Genomic DNA, 24,034 nt, shown 5'->3' with positions numbered 1-24,034 from the left:
GTTCAGCGGTCCCGGACCAGGGCGGTGGCCTCCGCGAGGGAGAGGCCGCCGCCCTCGGCGTGCGCGGCCTCGTACTCCGCGTCGGCGAGCACGGCGCGGGTGTGCCGTCGGGCCCGGTCGTACACGTCGCGTTCCAGGCTCGTCGCCACATGGCTCGGCGGCAGGGACGCCTCGGCCGCGCCCAGGGCGCGGGCGCCGTCCCGGGCCCGGCGGCCGCCCTCGGTCTCGGCGAGGCCGATCGCGCAGAGGGCCAGGTACAGCGGGTTCATGTGCGGGGCGATGGCCACGGTCAGCGGGTCGGCGGCCCGTTCCAGGCACTGCCGGGTCTTGTCCAGGGAGAGTTCGTAGTTGCCGTCGAGCGCCTCGATCCAGGCCTCGGAGCCGAGGATGAAGGCTTCGAAGACGACGAAGTGCACGATCTTGAACTCCTCGCGCAACAGCCGCAGTTGCTCGCGCGCCTCCGGGATGCGCCCGGTCATGCCGAGGCGTCCGGCGAGGAACATACGGGCGGCGGGCATGGCCTCGTTGCCGGACCCTTCCGCGCTGTCGATCACCTCGCGCAGGATCCGCTCACCCCGCTCGTTCTCTCCGGCCTCCATGAGCGCGCTGCCGAGCCTGGCACCCAGCACGGCCATCTGGGCGCGTGCGCCGAGGCGTCCCGCCTGCTCGATCGCGGCCTCGTAGTCGGCAGCGGCGAGACGGTACTCGCCGACACGTTCATGGGCCTCCCCGCGCGCGGACAGTGCCTCGGCGGTGCCCCACAGGTCGCCGAGCCGCCGGTAGATCTCCAGCGACTCGTCGGCGTCGCGGGCCGCGTCGCCCGCCCAGTCACTGCGGTTGGCGAGGAGGTTGGCGCGCATCTGCAGTACGGCGGCGAGGTCCCACTCCATGCCCGGGGTGGCCCGGCAGGTCTCGACGCAGGCGTTCAGGATCACCGGCAGCTGCTCCACACGGCCGGTCAGCATCACCGCGTAGAACCAGATCATTCCGGGGGAATGGCAGGTCTGCGGCAGCCCCGGTTCGTACACCTCGCTGATGATCCGCAGCTTCTCCTTGGCCGCCGGGGTCTCCCAGGCCTCCAACTCGGTGTCCATACAGGCCAGATGGGCGAGATGGACACCGCGCCGGGCCTCGTCGAGGAGGTCGCCGATGTACGGCGGCGGGACCTCGCTGCAGCGCTGCCAGAGGGGGGCGGCGCGCCGGACGGGGGCGGTGAAGGGGTCGGGGCCCAGGGCCATGACCTCGGCGCACCAGTTGCGGGCCTCGATGCGCGCGTCCCTCATCTGCCAGTACCAGGCCAGCGACAGGACGAGGCAGAGGCCCTCCTGCTCGTCGCGTTCGGCGACCGCGTGCCGCAGGGCGGTGCGCAGGTTCTCGTACTCGCGCTCCAGCAGGGCGATCGCGGCGAGCTGTCCGGGGCCACGCAGCAACGGGTCGGTGGTGCGGGCGAGTTCGCGGTAGTACGTCAGATGGGCGCGCTCGGTCTCCGTGCGCCGCCCCACCTCGTCGAGCCGCTCGCCGGCGTACTCGGCGACGGTCTCCAGGAGCCGGTAGCGCATGCCGCCGTCATCCGAAGGGGCGGCGACCACAAGGGACTTGTCGACGAGCGAGCCGAGCACGTCCAGGGCGGAGGGGCCGCAGACGGCCTCCGCGGCGGCGAGGTCACAGCCGCCGGCGAAGACGGACAGCCGCCGCAGCACGTCCCGCTCCTCCTCGTCGAGCAGGTCCCAGGACCAGTCGACGACCGCCCGCAGGGTCTGCTGGCGAGGCAGCACGGTACGGCTGCCGGAGGTCAGCAGCCGGAAGCGGTCGTCCAGCCGGTCCGCGATCTGACGTGGCGTCAACATCCGTAGCCGGGCGGCCGCGAGCTCGATGGCCAGGGGCAGTCCGTCGAGCCGCCGGCAGATCTCGGCGCACGCCGCGGGATCGTCCCCGACCCGGAACCCCGGCCGTGCGGCCGCTCCCCGGTCGGCGAACAGCCGCAGCGCGACCGGCTCGGGCAGCGGCTCCACCGGCCGCAGCAACTCCCCCGGTACGCCGAGGGGTTCGCGGCTGGTCGCCAGTACCGTCAGCTCGGGGCAGCGCTCCAGCAGCTCCTCCACCAGCCGCGCGGCGGCCTCGACGACGTGCTCGCAGTTGTCGAGGACGATCAGCATCCGCCGCCTGGCGCAGTGCTCGGCCAGCCGCTCCACCGGGTCGTCGTGCCGGTCGTTCCCGGCCGCCCGCATGGCCTCGGCGCCGGCGCCGTACAGCACGGTCTCCCGGGCGCCCACGGCGGTCAGCACCGCCTCCGGTACGGCGTCCGGGTGGTCGACGGGAGCGAGCTCCGCCAGCCACACCCCGTCCCGCGCACCGTCCCGCACGGCCTCGGCGGCCTCCTGCGACAACCGCGTCTTCCCGGCCCCACCGGGCCCCAGCAACGTGACCAGCCGAGCCGCGCCGAGGTCCCCCCGAATGGCCTCGATGTCGGCTTCCCGCCCGACGAAGGAGGTGAGCCGGGCTCGGAGGTTGCCGGGGGGTTGGGGGATGGAAGGGCTGCCGGAGTCGGGGGCGGCATGGTTGGGGACGGCGTGATCGGGGGCGAGCGGGATGCGGGCGGCGGTCAGGTGGGCGTTCGTGCCGGATGGGGCGCCGTCCGCGGTCGGAGCCGTGTACGCGCCCGGGGTGCGTGTCGGGCCGGAGGTGGGGATCGCGCCCGGACCGGACGGCGTGCCCGGCGCTCCCCCACCGAGGGTGCCGGGCGAACTCGCCCTCCCGGCGGCGGAGTTCGCCTGGCCCGATGCGCCGCGCCCGCGCCCGCCACCCGGCTCGTGCCACTCCTGCGGGCGGAGCAACTCCCCGTACAGAGACCTCAGTTCGGGCCCGGGGTCGGCTCCCAGCCGGTCCGCGAGCAGCTGTCGTACGTCCTCGAAGGCGGCAAGTGCCTCCGCCGTACGGCCCGCGTCGCGCAGGGCGCGCAGGCGCAGGGACTGGAGGGGTTCGTCGAGGGGGTGGGTGTCGCACAGGGCGGTCAGTTCGGGCAGCGACTGTTCGGCGTGGCCCAGGGCGAGCGCGGCGGTGTGGCGGGCGCGCAGGGCGTCCAGGCGGCGGGTCTCCAGACGGGCCGTCTGTGCGGTGCCGTCGGGGAGGTCGGCGAGGACGGGGCCGTGCCACAGAGCGAGGGCGTCGTCGAGGACACCGGCCGCCTTGGCCGGGTCGCCGTCGGCCAGGGCTCGGGTGCCCTCGCCGGTGAGCCGTTCGAAACGGTGCAGGTCGACGTCGTCGGGCGAGGCGGTGAGGCGGTAGCCGCCCTCCACCGAGGCGATCGCGTCCGCGCCGAGCGCCCGCCGCAGCCGTCCGACCAGTGCCTGCAGCGCGCCGGACGCGTCGGCGGGCGGGTCGCCGTCCCAGACCTCGTCGACGAGCGTGCGGACGGGCACGATGCGGCCGGCCCGCAGGGCGAGCACGGTGAGCAGGGCACGCAGGCGCGCCCCGCCGATGGCGACGGGGCTGCCGTCCGGCCGGAACGCCTGAGCTGTACCGAGGATGCGATAGCGCACGGGGTCCATTGTCTCCGGTGGCTCGGGGCCGGTCACGGGATTCGGTCGGGCGGGGTGGCGGGGCGAAGCAGGAGCACAGACCTCCGCCGGAGCCATGCCCCCACCTTCCCCGGAACCTCGGCCCCACCGCGAGACGTTTTCACCTGTGCCCGGTACCGTCGGGCGTCCCAACGCGTGCACGTTCAGTCCAGGGAGCCCCATGACCACCGCGACCACCCGCCACAGCGACCGGCGGATGAGCCCCGTCTTCGTCGGCATTCTCGCCGTCACGGCGGTCACCGGCTGGGCCACCTGGTCCGGGTTCGCCGAGCAGCCGGGCGTGGCCGTGTTCCTGTTCGTGACCGCGGCCTGGGTGGTGTCCCTGTGCCTGCACGAGTACGCGCACGCGCGCACCGCCCTGCACAGCGGCGACATCACCGTCGGCAGCAAGGGCTATCTGACCCTGAACCCCCTGAAGTACACGCATGCCCTGCTCAGCATCGTGCTGCCGGTACTGTTCGTGATCATGGGCGGGATCGGCCTCCCGGGCGGTGCCGTCTTCATCGAACGCAACCGGATCCGGGGCCGCTGGCGGCACAGTCTCATCTCCGCCGCCGGGCCGCTGACGAACGTCCTGTTCGCCGTCGTCTGCACCGCCCCGTTCTGGCTGCACGCCCTGGACGGCGTCCCCCGCGACTTCCGCTTCGCGCTCGCCTTCCTCGCGCTGCTCCAGGTCACGGCCGCGCTCCTGAACTTCCTGCCCGTGCCCGGCCTGGACGGCTACGGCGTCATCGAGCCCTGGCTGTCGTACAAGATCAAGCGGCAGGTGGAGCCCTTCGCGCCGTTCGGCCTGCTGTTCGTGTTCGCGCTGCTGTGGGTGCCGTCGGTCAACAGCGCCTTCTTCGACGTGATCGACTCGATCCTGCGCAGCCTGGGGATCAGCGACTTCGACTCGTACTGCGGTCAGGAGCTCTACCGCTTCTGGCAGGGCACGAACGAGTTCTGCTCGATCAGCTCGTGACCCGCCGGGCGTCCCGGGCCCGCTTGACGTAGTACCAGCACATGTTCGACGACAGGCTCGCCAGCAGTACCCACACGACGCCCAGCCAGCTGCCCTGGACGAAGGAGACCACCGCCGCGGCCACGGAGAGCACGCAGACGATCAGGGCGTAGAGGGCGAGGCGGGGCATTTCGGTTGGCTCCTGTCAGCGGACTCGGGGGGACTGTGGGGGGACACTGTTTCCGCCTCCAGTGTCCCCCACCCGCTCACACGTCCGTGACACGGAGCCCGGCGTGTGCCTTGTAGCGGCGGTTCACGGAGATCAGGTTGGCGACCAGGGACTCGACCTGGTGGGCGTTGCGCAGCCGGCCGGCGAAGATGCCGCGCATGCCGGGGATGCGGCCCGCGAGCGCCTGCACGATCTCGACGTCGGCCCGCTCCTCGCCCAGCACCATCACGTCGGTGTCGATCTCGGCGATCTCCGGGTCCTCGAGCAGCACGGCCGACAGATGGTGGAAGGCGGCGGTCACCCGCGAGTCCGGCAGCAGGGCCGCGGCCTGCTCTGCCGCGCTGCCCTCCTCCGGCTTGATCGCGTAGGCGCCCTTCTTGTCGAAGCCGAGCGGGTTCACGCAGTCGACGACCAGCTTCCCGGACAGCTCCTCGCGGAGCGACTCCAGGGTCTTGCCGTGCCCGTCCCACGGTACGGCGACGATCACGACATCACTGCGGCGCGCGCACTCGGCGTTGTCGGCGCCCTCGACGCCGTGGCCGAGTTCCTCGGCGGCGGACTGCGCCCGCTCGGCGGCCCGCGAGCCGATGATCACCTTCTGGCCGGCCTTGGCGAGCCGGTAGGCCAGCCCCTTGCCCTGCGGCCCGGTCCCGCCGAGCACCCCGACGACGAGCCCGGAGACATCGGGGAGGTCCCAGGGGTCCTTGGCGGGGGCCTTCGCGGGGATCTGTGCAGCACTGTCGGTAGAGGTCATGGGGCGACTTTACGTCCGCCCCGGCCGCCCCCGGCGCTCAGGTGAGCCGCGTCACGGGCACCCGCCGGAAGTCGATGCGCTCGTACGGGCCGAAGTCCCCCGTCTCGTGGAGGAGTCCGATGGTCGCGGGGTCGACGCGGACCAGGTCGCAGTACGCGGCGGGCAGGCCGTCGGCCGTGTACGCGGGGCGCCAGTTCCGGCCGCCGTCGATGGAGGCGCGGATGGTCATGAGGGCTCGGGCGGACGGGAAGGCCGGGCCGGAGAAGAGCAGGACGTCCGGGTCGTGGAGCTGCAGAAGGCTCCCCTGGCAGACGGGGCCGTCGAGGCCGGCCTGGGGGCGGAAGGGGAGCTGCAGGGTCTCGCCGCCGTCCTCGGAGTGGGCGTCGGCGCGGTTGCCGGGGGAGGGTGAGTCGTTGCGGGTGTTGAAGTAGACGCGTCCGTCGGGGAGTTCGGCGGCGGTGGTCTCGTTGGCGTTGATGTAGCCGTCGGTGTTGTCGTCGACGTATCCGAGGGACCAGCTCTCGCCGCGGTCGTCGCTGAGCAGGCAGTGGCCGCCGTTGTACTTGGCCTCGGTGCCGACGTCGGTGCCGGTGGGCGGGAGGGTGTGGTTGGCGGGGACGACGACCCGGCCGGAGCGCAGCTGGAGGGCGTGGCCGGGGGTGGTGGCATACCAGCGCCAGCCGGGCCGCTTCACCTGTTCGGTGATCTCCCTCGGGCTCGACCAGGTCATCCCGTCGTCGTCGCTGTGCTGCACCCACACCCGGCGTCCGTCGGCCTCGCCGACCTGTCCGCGCAGGATCAGGTCCTCGGATGCGGAGGCGGCGGAGCGGACGTGGACGAGCAGGACGCGGCCGGTGTCTAGGACGACGGGGGCCGGGTTGCCGGCGAGGTCGGTGCCGTTGCTCGCGGCGGCCTGGAGCGGGCCCCAGGTGCGGCCGCCGTCGGTGGAGCGCCGGAGCACGATCTCGATGTGCCCGTGGTCGCTCGCGGAGTCCACCCGGCCCTCGCAGAAGGCCAGGAGGGTGCCGGCGGCGGTGACGACGAGCGCCGGGATGCGGTAACTGGCGTGTCCGTCACGGCCGGCGCGGAAAGGGACGGTGGTCTCGGCCATGTACGTACTCCTCGGTGGTCGTCTTCGGTCGCTCACTCGCGGTAGGCCGCTCCCCTCCCCAGGTCGGGCGAATTCGGGGTGAACTGCGGGCCACGAGTGCCCGTTTGGGGCAGGATGCGGGCCCATGGACGCCGTACGTGTCGCGTTGCTGCGTGAAGTCCTCGCCGGGACCGAGTGGTTGGGGGCCACCCGGCGGTTCGCGGGCGCGTTGCGCGGGTCGGTGGTGTCGCACGGGGGTGGGCTGCTGCTGGTGGGCACGCCGGAGTACGAGCCCTGGCATCTGGCGGCGCATCTGGTGGACGAGGCCGCGTGGTCGGGCACGCCGGAGCTGGCGCCGACTCTCGTACGGCATGGGGCGCGCGCGTCGGATCCGGCGCATCTGTCGGTCGGGCTCGGGCGGTTGGCGGCGGCCCGGCGCGGTGAGACGCTGCTGCTGGTCTCCCCGAGCTGCCCTGACGTCCCACTGCTGGAGCGGGTGCACGACGCGCGGCGGGCCGGGGCGACGGTGCTGGCGCTGGGCGGCGGTGAAGGCGAGCTGGAGTCGATGGCCCATGAGTCGCTCGCCGTCCCGGACGGCTCCGAGCTGGACCTGGACACGGTGCAGCATCTGGTCAGCGCGGCGGCCGGCGAGAACTCCCTGCCGGCTCCGCGCGTCCACCGGCGGCTGCGCGACCGTCTGTCCCGGCTGGCGGACCAGCTGACGGCACCGCCGCCGACCGGCTGGTAGCAGCCGTACCGCGGGAAAAGCGGTTGCTCCGGTCCGCGCCGCGGCCGACCATGACCGGTCGTGACCGACGACTCCCCCGCATCCGCCTCCCGGCTCCGCGCCCTCCTGCCCGATCTCACGCCCTGGCGGGCCTCCGCCGACTTCCGACGGCTGTGGGTGTCGGGGGCGATCTCGACGTTCGGGAGCTTCCTGACGTTCGTCGCGCTGCCGGTGCAGTTGAAGGAGCTGACGGATTCGACGGCCGCGGTCGGGGCGATCGGAGCCGTGGAGCTGCTGCCGCTGGTGCTGTTCGGGCTGTACGGCGGGGCGCTCGCCGACGCGCTGGACAAGCGCCGGCTGATCATCTGGACGGAGGCCGGGCAGGGGCTGTTGTCGGCCGCGCTGCTGCTCAACGCGCTGCTCCCCCACCCGGCCGTGTGGCCGCTGTACGTCGTGGCGGCGCTGTCCTCCGCCCTGGTATCGCTCCAGCGCCCGGCGATCGACTCCCTGTGGCCCAGGATCGTGGCCCACGAGCACCTGCCGGCCGCGGCGGCGCTGAACTCGCTGCGCTGGACGGTCGGCGGTGTCGCGGGTCCGGCGCTGGCGGGTGTGGTGGTGGCGTACGCGGGGCTCGGTTCGGCGTACGGCGCGGACCTGGCGACCTTCGTCGTCTCGGTGGCGCTCATGATCCCGATCGCGGCGTCACCGGCCTCGCACGAGGCCGCGAAGCCGTCCCTGGCGGCCATCGCGGAGGGCGCCCGTTACGCCTGGAGCCGCAAGGAGCTGCTCGGCACCTACGCCGTCGACCTCGCGGCGATGTTCCTGGCGATGCCGCTCGCCGTGCTGCCGTTCCTCGCGGACGAACTGCACGCGAACTGGTCGCTGGGTTTGATGTACGCCGCCGTGCCGCTCGGTTCGATGCTGGTGAGCCTGACCAGCGGCTGGACCTCGCGGGTGCACCGGCACGGGCGGATGGTGGTGCTGTCGGCCGGGCTGTGGGGCGTGGCGATCGCGGGGGCCGGGGTCGTGGGCAACGTGTGGCTGGTGCTGCTGTTCCTGACCGTGGCGGGCGGCTGTGACATGGTCAGCGGGATCTTCCGGGGCGCGATGTGGAATCAGACGATCCCGGACGAACTGCGCGGCAGGCTCGCCGGGATCGAACTGCTGTCGTACTCCATCGGCCCCACCGTGGGCCAGGTCCGCTCCGGCGGATTCGCCGCCTGGTGGGGCGTACGGACGTCCGTGTGGTCCGGCGGCCTGCTGTGCGCGGGAGCCGTGGGCCTCCTCGCCCTGTGTCTGCCGGGGCTGATGACCTACGACGTCCGCACGAACGAGCACGCGCTGCGGCTGCGCGACCGGCGCACGGCGGCCGCACCTGCCTAGGGCCTACTGCCGGGCGGGACTTTCGCGACAGGTCCGGGGCCCGGGCCTGATCAGTCCTCGTCCGCGCTCCCCGAGGGGGCGTCATGCCACCTGGGGTCGTTCTCCCACTCGAGATTGCGCTCCCGCGCGATCTCCATCGCGTGCTCGGCCTCCTGCCGGGAGGCATAGGGCCCGAACCGGTCCTTGGCGGGACACTCCGGCCCCTCCTCCACCTTCTTGTGCTCGAGGCAGTAGAACCACTCCCCCGGCTTCCCGACCGTCCGCTTCTTGAACAAGGCCATGACCAGCTCCTCTCGCCTCGGACATGTTCCCCCACCCCGGCTCGTTAGACTCGCTGGCATGTCTGGCCAGTCGCTGCTCGTTCCAGGGGAGCTCTCTCCCACCCGTTCCGTGCCCGGAAACATCCGCCGGCCCGAGTACGTCGGCAAGCCCGCGCCGGCGCCGTACACCGGGCCCGAGGTGCAGACGCCCGAGACGGTCGAGGCGATGCGGGTCGCCGGGCGGATCGCCGCCCGGGCGATGGAGGAGGCCGCCAAGCTCATCGCGCCCGGGGTGACCACCGACGAGCTGGACAAGGTGGCGCACGAGTACATGTGCGACCACGGGGCCTATCCGTCGACGCTCGGCTACCGGGGCTTCCCGAAGTCCCTGTGCACCAGCGTCAACGAGGTGATCTGCCACGGCATTCCGGACTCGACGCTGCTGCGGGACGGCGACATCGTCAACCTGGACGTGACGGCGTACATCGGCGGGGTGCACGGCGACAACAACGCGACGTACCTGGTCGGGGACGTGGACGAGGAGTCGCGGCTGCTGGTGGAGCGCACCCGGGAGTCGCTCACCCGTGCGATCAAGGCGGTCAGGCCGGGCCGGCAGATCAACGTCATCGGGCGGGTCATCGAGTCGTACGCCAAGCGGTTCGGCTACGGGGTGGTGCGGGACTTCACGGGGCACGGGATCAACTCGTCGTTCCACTCCGGCCTGATCATCCCGCACTACGACAGCCCGCACGCGACGACCGTGATGCAGCCGGGCATGACGTTCACGATCGAGCCGATGCTGACGCTCGGGACGCACGAGTACGACATGTGGGACGACGGCTGGACGGTCGTCACCAAGGACCGCAGGCGCACGGCGCAGTTCGAGCACACGCTGGTGGTGACGGAGACCGGCGCGGACATCCTGACGCTGCCGTAGCCGGTCGCCGGGGGTTCAGCGCTCCGGCTGGCGTTCCAGGTAGACCCGGCCGCCGATCTCCACCCAGCCGTACGGCTGTGGGGCGGTGAGGATCTGGGAGCCGGCGCCCTGGGTGATGTTGAGGGCGCGGCCCAGGCGGTCGGTCAGCAGCAGGGCCGCGGCGCCGGTCGCCTCGTCCTCGTCGATGCCGTCGTCGCGGCCGGGGAAGCCGCGGGCGCGGATCCGGCCGGCCGCCTCGTCCTCCCAGGCCCAGGCGTAGACCCATTCGCCCTTGGGCGGTACGGGCAGGTCGTCGACCTCGGCGGCGGAGGCGTACTGGCGCAGGGTGCGCGGCGGGATCCACTCGGCCCGGGCCTCGATCCAGCAGAACTCCCCGTCCTGGCGCGCCCCGACCAGGCCGGCCGGCGTGACCAGCTCCTCCACGTCGAGCAGCCAGGCCGCGCCGACACAGGGGTAGCCGGCGAAGGGCAGGCGTACGGAAGGCGTGTAGATGTCGATGACGCCGCGCTCGGGGTCGTCGACGAACACGGTCTCGCTGAATCCGAGCTTCGCGGCGAACGCCTGTCGCTCCGCGGGGTCGGGCATGACGGATCCCTCGCGGACGACGCCGAGTTCGTTGCCGTATCCGCCGTTGGGCGCGCAGAAGACGCGGAGCACGTCGTAGTCGGTCACGGGGGCATTGAAACATCCAGCGCGGCCTTGAATGTCCCTTGACCATTGCTTGGGGTTTGCTTTGGGTCGGCGTGATCGTCCCGTGCCCCTGCGGCGTCCATGAGAGCTGAATCACCGTATGGCTGGGTATCACGCAGGTAAGCCTTAGGTAAGTTAGGCGAGCCTCACCAATCTTTGGTCCGTCCGACACGCGATTTCTCGCCATCACTTGGAGCCTGCATGCGAGCCGCCAGACTCTCCGTCGTCACCGCCGTTGCCACAGCGGCGGCTCTGACCGCCGTCACGGGCTGCACCGAGAAGAGCAAAGCGGACACCAAGGACGCGATACGGGTCACCGCCGCGGACTCCACGTGCGACACCTCCGCGAAGTCGACCCCGGCCGGTCATGTCACGCTGAGCATCGAGAACAAGGGCTCCAAGGCCACCGAGGTGGAGATCCTCTTCCCCGACGACCGGATCGTGTCGGAGAAGGAGAACATCGGGCCGGGAACGAAGTACACCCTGACCGCCGAGGTCAAGGCGGGCGAGTACGAGATCGCCTGCCGTCCCGGCATGAAGGGGCACGGCGTCCGCCAGAAGCTCACGGTCACCGGCTCCGGCGCGGTCGCCCAGCGCGACCCCCGGCTGGACAAGGCGGTCGCCGCCTACCGCGAGTACGCGCAGGAGCAGGCCGACCAGACCGTCCCCGAGGTGGAGACCTTCGCCGCCGCGATCAAGAAGGGCGACCTCACCGCCGCGCAGAACGCCTACGCCCCCTCCCGCGTCGGCTGGGAGCGCACCGAGCCGATCGCCGAGTCCTTCGGCGACATCGACCCCAAGACCGACACCCGCGCCGACGGCCTGGAGGCCGGCCAGAAGTGGACCGGCTGGCACGCGCTGGAGAAGGCGCTGTGGCAGGACAAGAAGATCGGCACCGAGCAGAAGACCCTCGCCGACCAACTGGTCACCGATCTGAAGGACTGGCAGCAGCGGGTCGGCAAGGCGGAGATCACCCCGACCTCCATGGCCAACGGCGCCAAGGAACTGCTCGACGAGGTCGCCACCGGCAAGGTCACCGGCGAGGAGGACCGCTACTCGCACACCGACCTGAGCGACTTCAAGGCCAACGTCGAGGGCGCCCAGAAGGCGTACGAACTGCTCAAGCCGGTCGCACAGAAGAACGACACGGCGCTGACCACCGAGCTGGACACGCAGTTCGCCGCGCTGAACAGCACGCTCGACAAGTACCGCTCCACCAAGGCGCAGGACAAGGCGCAGAACGGCTTCGTGTCGTACGCGACCGTCACCAAGGAGCAGCGCAAGGAGCTCTCGGACGCGGTGAACGCGCTCGCCGAGCCCCTGTCCAAGCTCGCCGCCGCCGTCGTGAAGTAGGGACGAGACGACCATGACGGACACTCAGGAAGCCACCACCGCGGACACCTCCGCGCGAAACCAGCCCTCCCGGCGTTCCCTGATCGGCTGGGGCGGTGCCGGCCTCGCGCTCGGTGCCGCCGCGGCCGGCGGCGCGGTCGCGATGAGCCGCGTCGGCGACGACGTGGACCCGGCCGCCGCCGAGACGGGCGCCGCGGTCGCCTTCCACGGCGCCAACCAGGCGGGCATCGCCACACCGGTGCAGGACAGGCTGCACTTCGCCGCGTTCGACGTGCAGACCGACGACCGCGCCGCGTTCGTGCGGATGCTGAAGGACTGGACCGAGGCCGCGCGCCGGATGACGGCCGGGAAGGCGGTCGGCGAGGGCGCGTACGGCGGTCTGGCCGAGGCCCCGCCGGACGACACCGGCGAGGCGCTGGGCCTGAAGCCCTCCCGGCTGACCCTCACCATCGGCTTCGGTCCGTCCCTGTTCGAGAAGTACGGCGAGAAGTTCGGGATCGCGGACCAGCGGCCGGAGGCCCTGGTGGACCTCCCGCAGTTCGCCGGCGACAACCTGGACAAGTCCCGCACCGGCGGCGACCTGTGCGTCCAGGCCTGCGCGGACGACCCGCAGGTGGCGGTGCACGCGATCCGCAACCTGGCCCGCATCGGCATGGGCACGGTCAACATCCGCTGGTCGCAGCTCGGCTTCGGCAAGACCTCCTCCACGACCCCGGACGCGCAGACCCCGCGCAACCTGATGGGCTTCAAGGACGGCACCCGCAACATCGCGGGCACGGAGACCGACCGGCTGAAGAAGTTCGTGTGGGTCGGCGAGAAGGACGGACCGGACTGGATGACCGGGGGCTCCTACCTGGTCGCCCGGCGCATCCGGATGCACATCGAGACCTGGGACCGCACCTCGCTGCAGGAGCAGGAGGACGTCTTCGGCCGGGACAAGGGCGAGGGCGCGCCGGTCGGCAAGGCCAAGGAGCACGACGAGCCGTTCCTGAAGGCGATGAAGCCCACCGCGCACGTGCGGCTGGCGCACCCCGACTCCAACAACGGGATCACCATCCTGCGCCGGGGCTACTCCTTCACCGACGGCACCGACGGCCTCGGCCGGCTGGACGCGGGCCTGTTCTTCCTGGCCTACCAGCGTGACGTGCGCAGGGGATTCATCCCGCTGCAGCGCAGGCTGTCGGCGCAGGACGCGCTCAACGAGTACATCCAGCACGTGGGTTCGGCGGTCTTCGCCGTCCCGCCGGGCGTCCGCGACCAGGACGACTGGTGGGGCAGCACGCTGTTCGCCAAGGAGGCGTAGCCCGTGTTCTCCAACTATCTGATCGGCCTGCGCGAGGGCCTGGAAGCCAGCCTCGTCGTCTGCATCCTGATCGCCTACCTCGTCAAGACCGGGCGCCGGGACGCCATCCGGCCCATCTGGATCGGCATCTCCGTCGCCGTCCTGATCGCGATGGGCTTCGGCTGCCTCCTGGAGTTCGGTTCCCAGGAGCTGACGTTCCAGGCGCAGGAGGCGCTCGGCGGGTCCCTGTCGATCGTCGCGGTCGGCCTGGTGACGTGGATGGTCTTCTGGATGCGGCGCACGGCCCGGCATCTGAAGTCCGAACTGCACGGCAAGCTGGACGCGGCCCTCGCGATGGGCACGGGCGCGCTGGTCGCCACCGCCTTCCTCGCCGTCGGCCGAGAAGGCCTGGAGACCGCGCTGTTCGTGTGGGCGTCGGTGCACGCGGCGAGCGACGGCACCCCGCGGCCGCTGATCGGCGTGGCCCTCGGTCTGGCCACGGCTGTCTTCCTGGGCTGGCTGTTCTACCGGGGCGCGCTGAAGATCAACCTGGCCAAGTTCTTCACCTGGACCGGCGGCATGCTGGTCGTGGTCGCGGCGGGCGTACTGGCGTACGGCTTCCACGATCTGCAGGAGGCCGACATCCTGCCCGGCCTGACCAGTCTGGCCTTCGACATCTCCGGCACCATCCCGCCGGACAGCTGGTACGGGACCCTGCTGAAGGGCGTGTTCAACTTCCAGCCCGACCCGACCGTCCTCCAGGTCACGGTGTGGCTGCTGTACCTGATCCCGACGCTCGCGGTGTTCTTCGCCCCGGTAGGGTTCGCCTCCGGGAAGGGGAAGGTGAAGGCACCTGATGACCAGGGATCGCGGCCCTCGAAGGCTCCGCAGGCTTGACCGGAGGGTACTGATAGCGGCCACGGTGACCGCTTTGTCGCTCACGGCGAGCGGGTGCGTGGTGGTGCACGGGGAGCGCGAGGTGCTCCCCGCCTCCACCCGCGCGGAGGCCGCCAAGGCGCTGACGCAGTTCACGGCCGCGTACAACAAGGCGGACAAGGCGTACGACAGTTCGCTGGACGCCGACCATGTCACCGGCGCCCTCGGGGACATCGACGCGGCCCGGCTGAAGGCCGGTCACCGGACGAGCCCGGCCGGCAATCCCGCGCACACGCCGCTGGAGCTGACGAACGCCACGTTCATCATCCCCAAGAAGGCCGGCTGGCCGCGCTGGTTCGTCGCGGAGGCCAAGGGCAACAAGGGCGGCAACCTGCACTGGCTGCTGGTGTTCACCCGCGGCAGCCTGGCCGAGCCCTTCCAGGTGGCGTACCTGACGCTGATCACCCCGGGCTCGCTGCCGCGGATCAGGACGGACCAGGACGGCTGGGCGCAGGCCGTCCCCGCGGACTCCGCCCAACTGGCCGTCTCGCCCCAGGACATGAGCCGCACCTACACCACGTACCTGAAGAACGGCGGGAAGACCTTCGCCGACGGACCGCACACCAGTGGCTGGCGGGCCGACCGGGCGAAGGACGCGAAGAAGCCCGGCCTGGTCACGCAGTACATCGACGAACCGCTGACCAGCGGCGACTACGCCCCGCTGGCGCTGCGCACGGCGGACGGCGGCGCGCTGGTGTTCTTCACCACCCGCCGCTACGAGAAGGAGACCGCCGCGGCGGGCGCCTCGATCCCCACGCCGAACGCGAGCGTGCAGGCGCTGACGAGCGGCGAGATCAAGCAGTCGCTGACGATGGAGTTCGTCTCGAACGGGGTCGCCGTGGACCCGAAGGGCAGCGGCCCGGTGTCGGTGGTATCCCGCCTGGAGGGGCTGACCGCGGCCCAGGGGTCCTAGGACCGCCCTGGCCACTCCTCGGTGAGGGTCTCCAGGAGGGTCAGCGGGTCGGGCAACGGGGTTCGGGGCCGCGCACCCAGTGCACGCCCTGGTTGCCGGGCAGCCGGGACCTTCGCCACAGGACCCAGGGCCGCCCCGGCCGCTCAGTGGCGCAGGGGCCAGGCCGTGCTCGCGTGGTCGGCTCCCTCGCCGGCGTGGCGGGCGCAGGCGTCGGTGAGGGTCTCCAGGAGGGTCAGCGGGTCGGGCAGCGGGTGCTCGGGGCCGCGCACCCAGTGCACGCCCTGGTCGCCGGGGAGCCGGGCGGGCGGTACGAGGACGTAGGAGCCGCGGCAGTGCCAGCGCAGGCCGGGGTGCTCGTCCATGGTCTCGGGGTGGCAGTCCAGCTCGCAGGGCCACCACTCGTCCTCGTCCTCGGGGGTGCCCCGGGTGAGGGTGAAGAACAGCAGCCGGCCGTCGTCGCTCTCGGCGACCGGGCCGACGTCGACGCCGGCGTCCAGCAGCCGCGCCATCGCTTCCCGGCCGGCCTCCAGCGGCACGTCCAGGACGTCGTGGACCATGCCGGTGGCGGTGATGAAGTTGGCCTGCGGCTGGTGGCGGGCCCAGCGCTCGATCTGGGCGCGGTCGGTGGTGGACTGCGTCTGCCAGGCGAAGGACACGGGGTGGCGGGCGGGCGTGGGACAGCCCACGCGGTCGCAGGAGCAGCGGTAGCCGGGGGCGGGGTGGGCGGCGGGGGCCAGCGGCAGGCCCGCCCCGGCGGCGGCCAGCAGCAGGGCCTCGCGGCCGCCGTCGTCGGCGCCGTCCTCCTTGGGGCGGCGTCCGCGCAGCCACTGGGAGAGTTTGCCCTGCCGGCCGGTTCGACCGCCGAACTCCGCGCTCATCTATCCCCTCGCCTCGCTGTCGTGCGGAACAGCATGCCCTATGGTCCCATCTTCCACCGCTTCGGGGTGTCGGGGTCCCTGTCGACGGGGGGCGAGGCCGTACAGGGCGTAGTCGACGAGGGTGTCGGTGTACGCGTGGGAGATCGGGCCGGTGTGCTGCAGCCAGCGCTGGGCGAGGGGTGAGACGAAGAGTTCCAGGGCGATGCGCGGGTCGACGTCGGCGCGGACCTGCCCGGCGTCCTGGGCCGAGCGCAGCCGCTCGACGTACAACTGGAGCTGCGGCTCGAGCAGTTTGGCGACGAATTCACGGCCGAGCCGTTCGTTGACGAGGCCCTCGGCGGCGAGCGCGCGGGAGGGGATGTCGAAGCGGGGGTCGAGCAGTTCGTCCACGGTCGCCCGCAGTACGGCCCTGAGGTCGGCGGTGAGGTCGCCGGTGTCCGGGATGGTGCAGGGCTCCTGCCCGGCCTCCCGCGCGGTCCGCTCGCCCAGGTCCAGGAAGGCCTCCAGCAGGACCTCCGCCTTGGAGGACCACCACCGGTAGATGGTCTGCTTGCCCACGCCGGCCCGCGCGGCGATCCCCTCGACGGTCGTCCTCGGGTATCCGACCTCCGCGACGAGGGCGAGCGCGGCGTCATGGATCGCGCGACGGGACTTCTCGCTGCGGCGGGCGGAGTCGGGCGCGGACTTCTTGACCATGGTCCGACGGTATCGGGTCGCGTTTCTACGGCCGTGCCGCGTCCGGCGGCCAGGCATCGCCCCAGTCGGCGTCCCGGGCCGCCCTGTAGAGGTCGCCGTGGCGTTTGGTGACGGTCGTGCGGCGCAGCTGTTCGTCGGGCTCGCACAGGTCGAGGAGGACCTGGCCCTTCCTGATCTGCGGGCGCCGGATCACCCGCGAGGGGGCGGGGGCGGCGGGCAGGCGGGTGGCGGCGACATAGCTGAACTTCTCGTCCTCGTACGCCAGTGAGCCGCCCTTGACCCGGCGGTGCAGGGAGGAGCGGCTGACCCGGGCGGAGAAGTGGCACCAGTCGGTGCCGGGGGCGATCGGGCAGGGGGCGCTGTGCGGGCAGGGGGCGGCGACGTGGAACCCGGCGTCGGTCAGCCGCTGGCGGGCCTCGATGACGCGGGCGTATCCGGCGGGGGTGCCGGCCTCGACGATCACGACGGCCCGGGCGGCTGCCGCGGCGGCGTCGACGAGGGCGGCGCGGTCGGGCTCGGTGAGTTCGTTGAGGACGTAGGAGACGGTGACGAGATCGGTGCTCTCGAGGGTGAGCGCCGCTCCGATACGCGAGCGCTGCCACCGGGCACCCCGCAGCCCCGGGTTGGCGACGGCGAGTTCCTCGCCGAGGGCGAGGGCGGGTTCGGACCAGTCCAGCACGGTGACGTCGCGCTCGCCGCCCCAGGTGGCGCTGACGGCCCAGGTGGCGGCCCCGGTGCCCCCGCCGAGGTCGGTGTGGGTGGCGGGCACGAACCCGGGCACGGCCGCCGCGAAGGCGTCCAGGGCGGCCCGTACCGCCTCGAACGTCGCCGGCATCCGGTACGCGGCGTAGGCGGCCACGTCGGCGCGGTCGCGCAGGATGGGCGCGTCGGTGGGGGTGTCGCCCCGGTAGTTCGCGATCAGCCGGTCGACGGCGTGCGCGGCCTGCTTGGGCGGCAGGCCGGCGAGAAGCGCGGCGAGGGTGGAGCGGAGGGTCTCGGCCGGGGGTACGGGGGCGTTCACCGGGGGATTCTCTCAGGTTCTGGCGGCCGGTCCGCTCCCGCGTACGGCCCGTGCCAGTCGGGTGGCCGCGGCCGCCCGCGGTCTGCTGTCCGGCTGCCGTCTTCGGGGGTGGACGGTGTTCGCCAGCAGCACCAGGAAGGTGTCCGTCGCCGGGTCCAGGACCAGTGACGTGCCCGTGAAGCCGGTGTGGCCCGCCGCCCCGCGTCCCGCCAGTTCGCCCATGAACCAGGGCTGGTCCACCGCGAAGCCCAGGCCGGGGGGCGTCAGCAGCAGCTCCACGAAGTCCGGGCCGAGGATGCGGGCGGGGCCGTAGGAGCCGCCGGCCAGCAGGGTGCGGCAGAACACCGCGAGGTCCCCGGCGGTGGAGAAGAGCCCGGCGTGCCCGGCCACTCCCCCGAGCGCCCACGCGTTCTCGTCGTGGACGACGCCCCGCAGCATCCCCCGGTCCGCCTTGCCCCACGGCCGCCGCTGGTCCTCGGTCGCCGCCGCGCCGGGGCAGGGCCGGAAGTCGGTGGCGGTCATGCCCAGCGGCCTGGTGATGCCCTCGTGGACCAGGACGTCCAGCGTGCGGCCGGTGACGCGTTCCAGGACGTACTGCAGGAGCAGCATGTTGAGGTCGGAGTAGGTGTAGGTGCCGGGCACGCCGATGGGGGCCTCGGCCTGCAGCATCGCCATGCGCCCGGTGTCGTCCGCGCAGTCGTGCAGCGGCAGTTCGGGCCGCAGTCCCGAGGTGTGCGTGAGCAGTTCCCGCACGGTGATCCCGTGCCGTGCCGCCGCCCGGAACTCCGGCAGGTAGGCGCCCACCCGGGCGTCGATGCCGAGGGTGCCCCGCTCGATCTGCTGGACCGCTGCGACGGAGGTGAACAGCTTGGTGAGGGAGGCCAGGTCGAAGGGCGTGCCGACGGTCATCGGGACGCGTGCCGCGGCCGGCAGCTCGATGCCGGCGTCGGTCTCCTCGTCGTAGCCGGAGTACCGTACGGCCCACCCCGCCGCCTCCTCGACGGCGATCACCGGCCCGCGTCCGGCGACCACGACGGTGCCCGCGGCCCAGGGGCGTGCCCCGGTGGTGAGGTCGGTGACCTCCTGGACGAGGTGACGCAGCTCCACGGGATCGAGTCCGGCCCGTTCCGCGGTGTCGCCGCGCAGTCTCGGCGCGCTCAGCTCCCTGCTCCCTCCGTATCCGCACGTGTGTTCCAGGGACGGCACATTCCCATGAAACAGGCCAGGGCCACCAGTGCGGCCACCAGTTGGACAACGGCCATCGGTACGGCCGTGTGCTCGCCGGCGATCCCGACCAGCGGGGAGGCGACGGCGCCGATGAGGAAGGAGGAGGTGCCGAGCAGCGCGGAGGCGGAGCCGGCGGAGTGCCGGGTGCGCATCAGGGCGAGCGCCTGGGCGTTGGGCAGTGTCACACCCATCGCCGACATCAGGACGAAGAGCGCGGCGGCGACGGGGGCGAGGCCCACCGCGCCGAGGGTGCCGGTCGACATCAGCAGCAGCGCGGTCGCGGCGGCGATCACCAGCGCCAGGCCCACGCCCATGACCTTCTCCAGGCTGACCCGCCCCACCAGCACCTTCCCGTTGATCTGCCCGACGATCACGAGCCCGACGGAGTTCAGGCCGAACAGCAGGCTGAAAGTCTGCGGGGAGGCGCCGTAGATGTCCTGGATGACGAACGGGGAGGCCGAGATGTAGGCGAACAGCGCGGCGAACGCGAAGCCGCCCGCCAGCATGAAGCCGGTGAAGGGCAGGTCGGCCAGGAGCCGGCGCATCGAGTGCAGGGCCTCGCCGACACCGCCCGCGTGCCGCTCGGCGCGCGGCAGGGTCTCGGGCAGCCGCGTCCACACCAGGGCGCCGAGCAGCAGACCCACGACGGTGAGGACCACGAACACCCCGCGCCAGTCCGTCACCCGCAGGATCTGTCCGCCGATCAGCGGCGCGACGATCGGGGCGACCCCGGAGATCAGCATCAGGGTGGAGAAGAAGCGGGCCATCGCCGTGCCGTCGTAGAGGTCGCGCACGACCGCCCGGGCGATCACTATGCCCGCCGCGCCCGCGAGGCCCTGCACCAGCCGGAAGGCGACCAGGGCCTCGACGTTCGGGGCGAACGCGCACAGGGCGGTGGCGAGGACGTACACCGCGAGGCCGGTGAGCAGCGGACGGCGACGGCCCCACTTGTCGCTCATCGGGCCGACCACCAGCTGTCCGAGCGCCATGCCGAGCAGACAGGCGGTCAGGGTGAGCTGGACCGTGGCGGCGGGGGCGTGCAGGGCGTGGGTGACCTCGGGCAGCGAGGGGAGGTACATGTCCATCGCCAGCGGCGGTGTGGCGGTGAGGCCGCCCAGGATGAAGGTGACGAGCAGACCGGTCCGGCGTACGGCGCGGACGGCGGCCGGTTCCGCTTCCGCTCCGGCCGCCTGTGTCAGCTGTGGTGTCGAGGCCCCCTGCTCGGCCATGTGCCCCTCCCTTTCCATTCGATACGCCACCTATGCTCTCAGCTCGTACACAGTGGCGAGGATCGCACGAGCGAGGGTGGGGCGGACATGACGGCGGAGCGTGTGCGGTGGGGCATCCTGGCGACCGGTGGGATCGCGGCCGCTTTCGCGGCCGATCTCGTCGATCTGCCGGACGCCGAGGTGGTGGCGGTGGCCTCGCGGACCGAGGCGTCGGCGAAGGCGTTCGCGGAGCGGTTCGGCATCGAGCGGGCCTACGGCGACTGGGCCGCCCTCGCCGCGGACGCGGACATCGATGTCGTGTACGTCGCCACCCCCCACTCGGCGCACCGGGCGGCCGCCGGTCTGTGTCTGGAGGCCGGGCGGAACGTGCTGTGCGAGAAGGCGTTCACGCTGAACGCGCGCGAGGCCGAGGAGCTGGTCGCGCTGGCGCGGGAGCGCGGGAGCTTCCTGATGGAGGCGATGTGGATGTACTGCAATCCGCTCGTGCGGCGGCTGAAGCGGATGGTCGAGGACGGCGCGATCGGCGAGGTGCGCCATGTGCAGGCCGACTTCGGGCTAGCGGGGCCCTTCCCGCCCTCGCACCGGCTGCGCGACCCCGCGCAGGGCGGCGGCTCGCTGCTGGATCTCGGGGTATACCCGGTGTCGTTCGCGCAGCTGCTGCTCGGGGAGCCGTCGGACGTGACGGCGAGAGCGGTGCTCTCCGACGAGGGCGTCGATCTCCAGACGGGTGCACTGCTCTCCTTCGAGAGCGGCGCTCTCGCCTCGGTGCACTGCTCCATCGTCGGCGGTACGGCGACCTCGGCCTCCGTCACCGGCTCGCAGGGCCGCATCGACCTTCCGCACGGCTTCTTCTTCCCGGACCGGTTCGTGCTGCACCGGGACGGCCGCGACCCGGAGGAGTTCGCCGCCGATCCGGCGGACGGGCCGCGCAACAGTCTCCGGCACGAGGCCCGCGAGGTCATGCGCGCGCTGCGGGCCGGTGAAACCGAGTCGCCGCTCGTGCCGCTCGACGGCACCCTCGCGGTGATGCGGACGCTCGACGCGATCCGTGAGCGCGTCGGCGTCCGCTACCCGGGGGAGGACGGCGCGCCGGACCCGGCCCTCACGCCGGCTTGAGCCCCTGCGCGCCCACTTCCGTCACGAAGGAGGCGGCGGTGGGGACGGGCGCGCCGGTCGTGGTCACGTACGGCACGGCCTTGAAGTCGGCCCGCGCCGCCGTCTCCTCCAGCGTGACCTTCACATAGCCGCGCCGGCCGTCGTAGAACCTCAGGTGCGGGTCGGCGGTCATGTCCGTGTCCCAGTTCGCGGGTTTCTCGGTGCCGTCCTGGCCGCTGGCGATCGAGGTGGCCACGATCTCGGTGCCCAGGGTGGGCGAGGACGGGTCGTCGAAGTCGTCCTTGATGTCGACGGCGTACGCCACGTGCGCATCGCCGCCGACCACCATCAGGTTGGCCACCCCGGCCGCCTTGGCGCCGTCCAGGAGGCGGCGGCGGGAGGCCGGGTAGCCGTCCCAGGCGTCCATGGAGACCTTGTCGGGTCCACAACGCCCGGATGGCGGACGGGCCGGTTCCACGTGCCGGACGCTCGCCTACGCTGCCGGACATGACGGAGAGGGAATCGAAGACCGCTGTGGTGACCGGTGCGGGGTCCGGGATCGGACGGGCGGTCGCCGTGGAGCTGTCGCGGGCGGGCTGGTCGGTGGCGCTGGCGGGGCGGCGGCCCGAGACGCTGGCGGAGACGGCGGCGCTGGTGCCCGAGGGGGCCTCACTGGCCGTACGCACCGACGTGTCGCAACCGGGAGACGTCGCCGCGCTGTTCGCCGCCGCCGTGGAGCGGTTCGGGCGGGTGGACCTGCTGTTCAACAACGCGGGGACGTTCGGGCCGGGCGGGGTGCCGGTGGAGGAACTGCCGTACGACGCGTGGCGGCATGTGGTGGACACCAACCTCAACGGGGCGTTCCTGTGCGCGCAGGCGGCCTTCCGGCAGATGAAGCAGCAGGATCCGCAGGGCGGACGGATCATCAACAACGGCTCGATCTCGGCGCATACGCCCCGGCCGCTGTCCGTCGCCTACACGGCGACCAAGCACGCGCTGACCGGCCTGACCAAGTCGCTGTCCCTGGACGGGCGGCCGTACCGGATCGCGGTGGGGCAGATCGACATCGGCAACGCGGCGACCGACATGACGCGGCGGATGGAGACGGGGGCGTTGCAGGCGGACGGTTCGGTGGTGCCGGAGCCCGTGATGGACGTCGCCGATGTGGCGCGCACGGTACGGCACATGGCGGAGCTGCCGCTGGAGGCGAACGTGCAGTTCGCGACGGTGCTGGCCACCGCGATGCCGTACGTGGGGCGGGGCTGACGGCTCCGACCGACCGTCAACTCGTCAACTCTTACAAACGGAATTTCAACATCCGGACCATTGCGGCCGGTCGCAGACCTATGCTCAAATCATCTACACAGGAGCTTCACACTTGAGGAGATGAAGTTCCGCAGGCCACACCGAGGGGGGTGGCGGCAGCCGTTCCACCGCACCGGGTGGGGGTGGATCCCGCGCGGGACCGCGGGGTACGCACCGGTGCGCCGGAACGGCTGCCGCGAACGTCAACCGGCCTGTTCCGCCCCGCCCTTGCGCCGTCTGCGCAGCACCCACGCCCCGCCCGCCAGCAGCGCGACCGTGCCGCCCGCGCCCTCCAGCAGCTTCCACGACGAGCTCGCCCCCGCCGCCGCGCCCGGCGCCCCGCCCGCAGCGTGAGCGCTCTTCCCGCCCCGCGTCGCCTTCGCCCCGCCCTCGCTCAGCGGCTCGACCAGCGTGCCGACCGCCGGCGCCGAACCACCTTTCGAAAAGCCCCAGTCGAGCAGCGTGGCCGTCTCCTCGTAGACGGCGTTGTAGCCGCTCCTCGGATGCATCACGGTCACCAGCAGCGTCCGGCCGCCACGGGTGGCCGCGCCGGTGAAGGTGTTGCCGGCGGCGCTGGTGTAACCGTTCTTGACGCCGATCAGCCCGTCGTACGTCTTCACGCCCCACGCGCCCGTGAGCAGACGGTCGGTGTTCTGGATCTGGAAGGTCTTCCTGCCGCCCGCCGGGAAGTTCGCGGTCCGGGTGTGGCAGTACGCGCGGAAATCGGGGTCCCTCAGTCCGTGCCGGGCGAAGAGGGTGAGGTCGTAGGCGGAGGAGAGCTGTCCCTTGTGGTCGAAGCCGTCGGGGCTGACCACATGGGTGTCCAATGCCTGCAGGTCCTCCGCCGTGGCCTGCATCTGCGCGACCGTCCTCGCGATACCGCCGTTCATGTGGGCCAGGACGTGCACGGCGTCGTTGCCGGAGCGGAGGAAGACGCCCTGCCACAACTGCTCGACGGTGTAGGTGATCCCGGCTTTGACGCCGACCAGGCTGGAGCCGGAGGGGACGTCGGCGATCTCGGCGTCGGTGACCGTGTGCCGCTCGGTGGGGGCGAACTTCTTCAGCACCGTGTCGGCGAAGAGCATCTTCAGCGTGGACGCGGGCGCGAGACGCCGGTGGGCGTTGAAGGAGGCGAGCACCTCTCCGCTGTCGCAGTCGGCGACCAGCCAGGCGGCGGCGGTGAGTTTCCGGGGCAGCGCGGTGCCCTGAATTCCGGCGCGGGCGAGACGGGCACCGCCGACGACGGTCGTGGCGTGCGCGGGGGACGCCGAGGCGAGCGGAATCGCGGCGGCGGCAAGACCCAGCGCGGCACGCCGGGAGAGCGGGGAGGAACCATGCATCCGGGGACGCTAACACCCACTCAACAGGGGTTTCCTGGCAGTAGCCCCTCTACTGCTCAGGAATTACCTGTCTTACGAAAATTTGAAGTCATACCCCGCTTTCTCAGCTCCGACACATCCTTTACTCAGTGCGAAGCAAAGGTTCCTCCATAACGTGTGGCAGCGCCCACA

Annotated in this window: 22 protein-coding genes and 1 pseudogene; 10 read left to right on the top strand and 13 right to left on the bottom strand. The window is 72.0% G+C overall.

Translation table 11 applies throughout. The annotated features are described in order from the left end of the window. Positions 1-2: 2 nt before the first annotated feature. Positions 3-3,548, bottom strand: a complete 3,546-nt coding sequence (locus tag ABZ453_RS27145) for a BTAD domain-containing putative transcriptional regulator (RefSeq protein WP_359018593.1) — start codon at positions 3,546-3,548, stop codon at positions 3-5. Positions 3,549-3,738: 190 nt separating this feature from the next. On the opposite strand from ABZ453_RS27145, the gene ABZ453_RS27140 reads away from it, so the two are divergent. After that, entirely contained in the window at positions 3,739-4,539 is an 801-nt protein-coding gene (locus tag ABZ453_RS27140) for a site-2 protease family protein (RefSeq protein WP_359018591.1), read from the top strand. On the opposite strand, the gene ABZ453_RS27135 is transcribed toward ABZ453_RS27140, so the two are convergent. The 3 genes from ABZ453_RS27135 to ABZ453_RS27125 form a co-directional block, all read right to left on the bottom strand. After that, positions 4,529-4,708: a hypothetical protein gene (locus tag ABZ453_RS27135; protein ID WP_133043014.1), complete on the bottom strand. Its 180-nt coding sequence runs from the start codon at positions 4,706-4,708 to the stop codon at positions 4,529-4,531. The genes ABZ453_RS27140 and ABZ453_RS27135 overlap by 11 nt on opposite strands. Before the next feature lie 76 nt (positions 4,709-4,784). Then, positions 4,785-5,501, bottom strand: coding sequence for an NADPH-dependent F420 reductase (npdG, locus tag ABZ453_RS27130; protein ID WP_359018589.1), 717 nt, complete (start codon positions 5,499-5,501; stop codon positions 4,785-4,787). Between the two features lie 37 nt (positions 5,502-5,538). Beyond that, positions 5,539-6,612, bottom strand: coding sequence for a sialidase family protein (locus ABZ453_RS27125; protein ID WP_359018587.1), 1,074 nt, complete (start codon positions 6,610-6,612; stop codon positions 5,539-5,541). Positions 6,613-6,736: 124 nt separating this feature from the next. On the opposite strand from ABZ453_RS27125, the gene ABZ453_RS27120 reads away from it, so the two are divergent. Continuing rightward, complete coding sequence (locus tag ABZ453_RS27120) at positions 6,737-7,339, top strand: hypothetical protein (protein ID WP_356949080.1); 603 nt, start codon at positions 6,737-6,739, stop codon at positions 7,337-7,339. A gap of 60 nt (positions 7,340-7,399) precedes the next feature. After that, positions 7,400-8,701, top strand: a complete 1,302-nt coding sequence (locus ABZ453_RS27115) for an MFS transporter (RefSeq protein ID WP_359018584.1) — start codon at positions 7,400-7,402, stop codon at positions 8,699-8,701. 50 nt (positions 8,702-8,751) lie between these two features. Here the strand turns inward: ABZ453_RS27115 and ABZ453_RS27110 are convergent, their stop codons facing one another. After that, positions 8,752-8,982, bottom strand: a complete 231-nt coding sequence (locus ABZ453_RS27110; RefSeq protein WP_359018582.1) for a hypothetical protein — start codon at positions 8,980-8,982, stop codon at positions 8,752-8,754. Positions 8,983-9,040: 58 nt separating this feature from the next. Between ABZ453_RS27110 and map the strand changes: the two genes are divergently transcribed. Further along, positions 9,041-9,898: a type I methionyl aminopeptidase gene (gene map, locus ABZ453_RS27105; protein WP_359018580.1), complete on the top strand. Its 858-nt coding sequence runs from the start codon at positions 9,041-9,043 to the stop codon at positions 9,896-9,898. A 15-nt stretch (positions 9,899-9,913) separates the two neighbouring features. Here map and ABZ453_RS27100 read toward each other — a convergent pair whose 3' ends face one another. Next, positions 9,914-10,570: a PhzF family phenazine biosynthesis protein gene (locus ABZ453_RS27100; RefSeq protein WP_359018578.1), complete on the bottom strand. Its 657-nt coding sequence runs from the start codon at positions 10,568-10,570 to the stop codon at positions 9,914-9,916. 219 nt (positions 10,571-10,789) lie between these two features. Here ABZ453_RS27100 and efeO point away from each other — a divergent pair, with 219 nt between their 5' ends. From efeO to ABZ453_RS27080, 4 genes are read left to right on the top strand one after another with little or no spacing between them, the layout of a single operon-like run. Beyond that, a complete protein-coding gene (gene efeO, locus ABZ453_RS27095) occupies positions 10,790-11,941 on the top strand; it encodes an iron uptake system protein EfeO (protein ID WP_359018576.1) in 1,152 nt (383 codons plus the stop codon). 13 nt (positions 11,942-11,954) lie between these two features. Continuing rightward, positions 11,955-13,244: an iron uptake transporter deferrochelatase/peroxidase subunit gene (gene efeB, locus ABZ453_RS27090; RefSeq protein WP_359018574.1), complete on the top strand. Its 1,290-nt coding sequence runs from the start codon at positions 11,955-11,957 to the stop codon at positions 13,242-13,244. Between the two features lie 3 nt (positions 13,245-13,247). After that, positions 13,248-14,120 (top strand): iron uptake transporter permease EfeU, encoded by an 873-nt coding sequence (gene efeU, locus ABZ453_RS27085; RefSeq protein WP_359018572.1) that lies wholly within the window; start codon positions 13,248-13,250, stop codon positions 14,118-14,120. Continuing rightward, a complete protein-coding gene (locus ABZ453_RS27080) occupies positions 14,080-15,072 on the top strand; it encodes a hypothetical protein (RefSeq protein WP_359018570.1) in 993 nt (330 codons plus the stop codon). Before efeU ends, ABZ453_RS27080 begins: the two co-directional genes overlap by 41 nt. Before the next feature lie 143 nt (positions 15,073-15,215). Here the strand turns inward: ABZ453_RS27080 and ABZ453_RS27075 are convergent, their stop codons facing one another. The 5 genes from ABZ453_RS27075 to ABZ453_RS27055 are packed head-to-tail and all read right to left on the bottom strand — an operon-like array spanning position 15,216 to position 20,123. Continuing rightward, entirely contained in the window at positions 15,216-15,950 is a 735-nt protein-coding gene (locus tag ABZ453_RS27075; protein ID WP_359018568.1) for a bifunctional DNA primase/polymerase, read from the bottom strand. Then, on the bottom strand, positions 15,951-16,646 hold the full coding sequence (locus tag ABZ453_RS27070) for a TetR/AcrR family transcriptional regulator (RefSeq protein ID WP_359018566.1): 696 nt from the start codon (positions 16,644-16,646) through the stop codon (positions 15,951-15,953). Between the two features lie 25 nt (positions 16,647-16,671). Then, a complete protein-coding gene (locus tag ABZ453_RS27065) occupies positions 16,672-17,667 on the bottom strand; it encodes a small ribosomal subunit Rsm22 family protein (protein ID WP_359018564.1) in 996 nt (331 codons plus the stop codon). A 12-nt stretch (positions 17,668-17,679) separates the two neighbouring features. Beyond that, on the bottom strand, positions 17,680-18,873 hold the full coding sequence (locus ABZ453_RS27060) for a serine hydrolase domain-containing protein (RefSeq protein ID WP_359018562.1): 1,194 nt from the start codon (positions 18,871-18,873) through the stop codon (positions 17,680-17,682). Then, a complete protein-coding gene (locus ABZ453_RS27055; protein ID WP_359018560.1) occupies positions 18,825-20,123 on the bottom strand; it encodes a multidrug effflux MFS transporter in 1,299 nt (432 codons plus the stop codon). The genes ABZ453_RS27060 and ABZ453_RS27055 overlap by 49 nt, the downstream gene beginning before the upstream one ends. Before the next feature lie 87 nt (positions 20,124-20,210). Between ABZ453_RS27055 and ABZ453_RS27050 the strand changes: the two genes are divergently transcribed. Beyond that, positions 20,211-21,239 (top strand): Gfo/Idh/MocA family oxidoreductase, encoded by a 1,029-nt coding sequence (locus ABZ453_RS27050; RefSeq protein WP_359018558.1) that lies wholly within the window; start codon positions 20,211-20,213, stop codon positions 21,237-21,239. Here the strand turns inward: ABZ453_RS27050 and ABZ453_RS27045 are convergent. Beyond that, positions 21,226-21,660 (bottom strand): annotated as a pseudogene (locus ABZ453_RS27045) (alkaline phosphatase D family protein); the annotation flags it as partial. The gene ABZ453_RS27050 and the pseudogene ABZ453_RS27045 sit on opposite strands and share 14 nt — an antisense overlap. Positions 21,661-21,725: 65 nt before the next feature. On the opposite strand from ABZ453_RS27045, the gene ABZ453_RS27040 reads away from it, so the two are divergent. Next, positions 21,726-22,484, top strand: coding sequence for an SDR family oxidoreductase (locus tag ABZ453_RS27040; RefSeq protein WP_359018556.1), 759 nt, complete (start codon positions 21,726-21,728; stop codon positions 22,482-22,484). A 242-nt stretch (positions 22,485-22,726) separates the two neighbouring features. On the opposite strand, the gene ABZ453_RS27035 is transcribed toward ABZ453_RS27040, so the two are convergent. Further along, complete coding sequence (locus tag ABZ453_RS27035; RefSeq protein WP_359018554.1) at positions 22,727-23,863, bottom strand: serine hydrolase; 1,137 nt, start codon at positions 23,861-23,863, stop codon at positions 22,727-22,729. Positions 23,864-24,034: the final 171 nt, after the last annotated feature.

The organism is Streptomyces sp. NPDC005799 (assembly GCF_040630525.1).
Taxonomy (GTDB): domain Bacteria; phylum Actinomycetota; class Actinomycetes; order Streptomycetales; family Streptomycetaceae; genus Streptomyces; species Streptomyces griseorubiginosus_B.
Note: the sequence above shows the minus strand (reverse complement) of the source record. Positions and strands in the feature narration are given on the sequence as shown.

Coding starts and splice junctions, on each gene's coding strand:
- npdG (WP_359018589.1), bottom strand. CDS start 5,501: ATGACCTCTACCGACAGTGCTGCACAGATCCCCGCGAAGGCCCCCGCC.
- ABZ453_RS27120 (WP_356949080.1), top strand. CDS start 6,737: ATGGACGCCGTACGTGTCGCGTTGCTGCGTGAAGTCCTCGCCGGGACC.
- efeO (WP_359018576.1), top strand. CDS start 10,790: ATGCGAGCCGCCAGACTCTCCGTCGTCACCGCCGTTGCCACAGCGGCG.
- efeB (WP_359018574.1), top strand. CDS start 11,955: ATGACGGACACTCAGGAAGCCACCACCGCGGACACCTCCGCGCGAAAC.
- ABZ453_RS27035 (WP_359018554.1), bottom strand. CDS start 23,863: ATGCATGGTTCCTCCCCGCTCTCCCGGCGTGCCGCGCTGGGTCTTGCC.
- ABZ453_RS27040 (WP_359018556.1), top strand. CDS start 21,726: ATGACGGAGAGGGAATCGAAGACCGCTGTGGTGACCGGTGCGGGGTCC.
- ABZ453_RS27055 (WP_359018560.1), bottom strand. CDS start 20,123: ATGGCCGAGCAGGGGGCCTCGACACCACAGCTGACACAGGCGGCCGGA.
- ABZ453_RS27070 (WP_359018566.1), bottom strand. CDS start 16,646: ATGGTCAAGAAGTCCGCGCCCGACTCCGCCCGCCGCAGCGAGAAGTCC.
- ABZ453_RS27110 (WP_359018582.1), bottom strand. CDS start 8,982: ATGGCCTTGTTCAAGAAGCGGACGGTCGGGAAGCCGGGGGAGTGGTTC.
- ABZ453_RS27075 (WP_359018568.1), bottom strand. CDS start 15,950: ATGAGCGCGGAGTTCGGCGGTCGAACCGGCCGGCAGGGCAAACTCTCC.
- ABZ453_RS27050 (WP_359018558.1), top strand. CDS start 20,211: ATGACGGCGGAGCGTGTGCGGTGGGGCATCCTGGCGACCGGTGGGATC.
- ABZ453_RS27125 (WP_359018587.1), bottom strand. CDS start 6,612: ATGGCCGAGACCACCGTCCCTTTCCGCGCCGGCCGTGACGGACACGCC.
- ABZ453_RS27135 (WP_133043014.1), bottom strand. CDS start 4,708: ATGCCCCGCCTCGCCCTCTACGCCCTGATCGTCTGCGTGCTCTCCGTG.
- ABZ453_RS27140 (WP_359018591.1), top strand. CDS start 3,739: ATGACCACCGCGACCACCCGCCACAGCGACCGGCGGATGAGCCCCGTC.
- map (WP_359018580.1), top strand. CDS start 9,041: ATGTCTGGCCAGTCGCTGCTCGTTCCAGGGGAGCTCTCTCCCACCCGT.
- ABZ453_RS27080 (WP_359018570.1), top strand. CDS start 14,080: ATGACCAGGGATCGCGGCCCTCGAAGGCTCCGCAGGCTTGACCGGAGG.
- ABZ453_RS27145 (WP_359018593.1), bottom strand. CDS start 3,548: ATGGACCCCGTGCGCTATCGCATCCTCGGTACAGCTCAGGCGTTCCGG.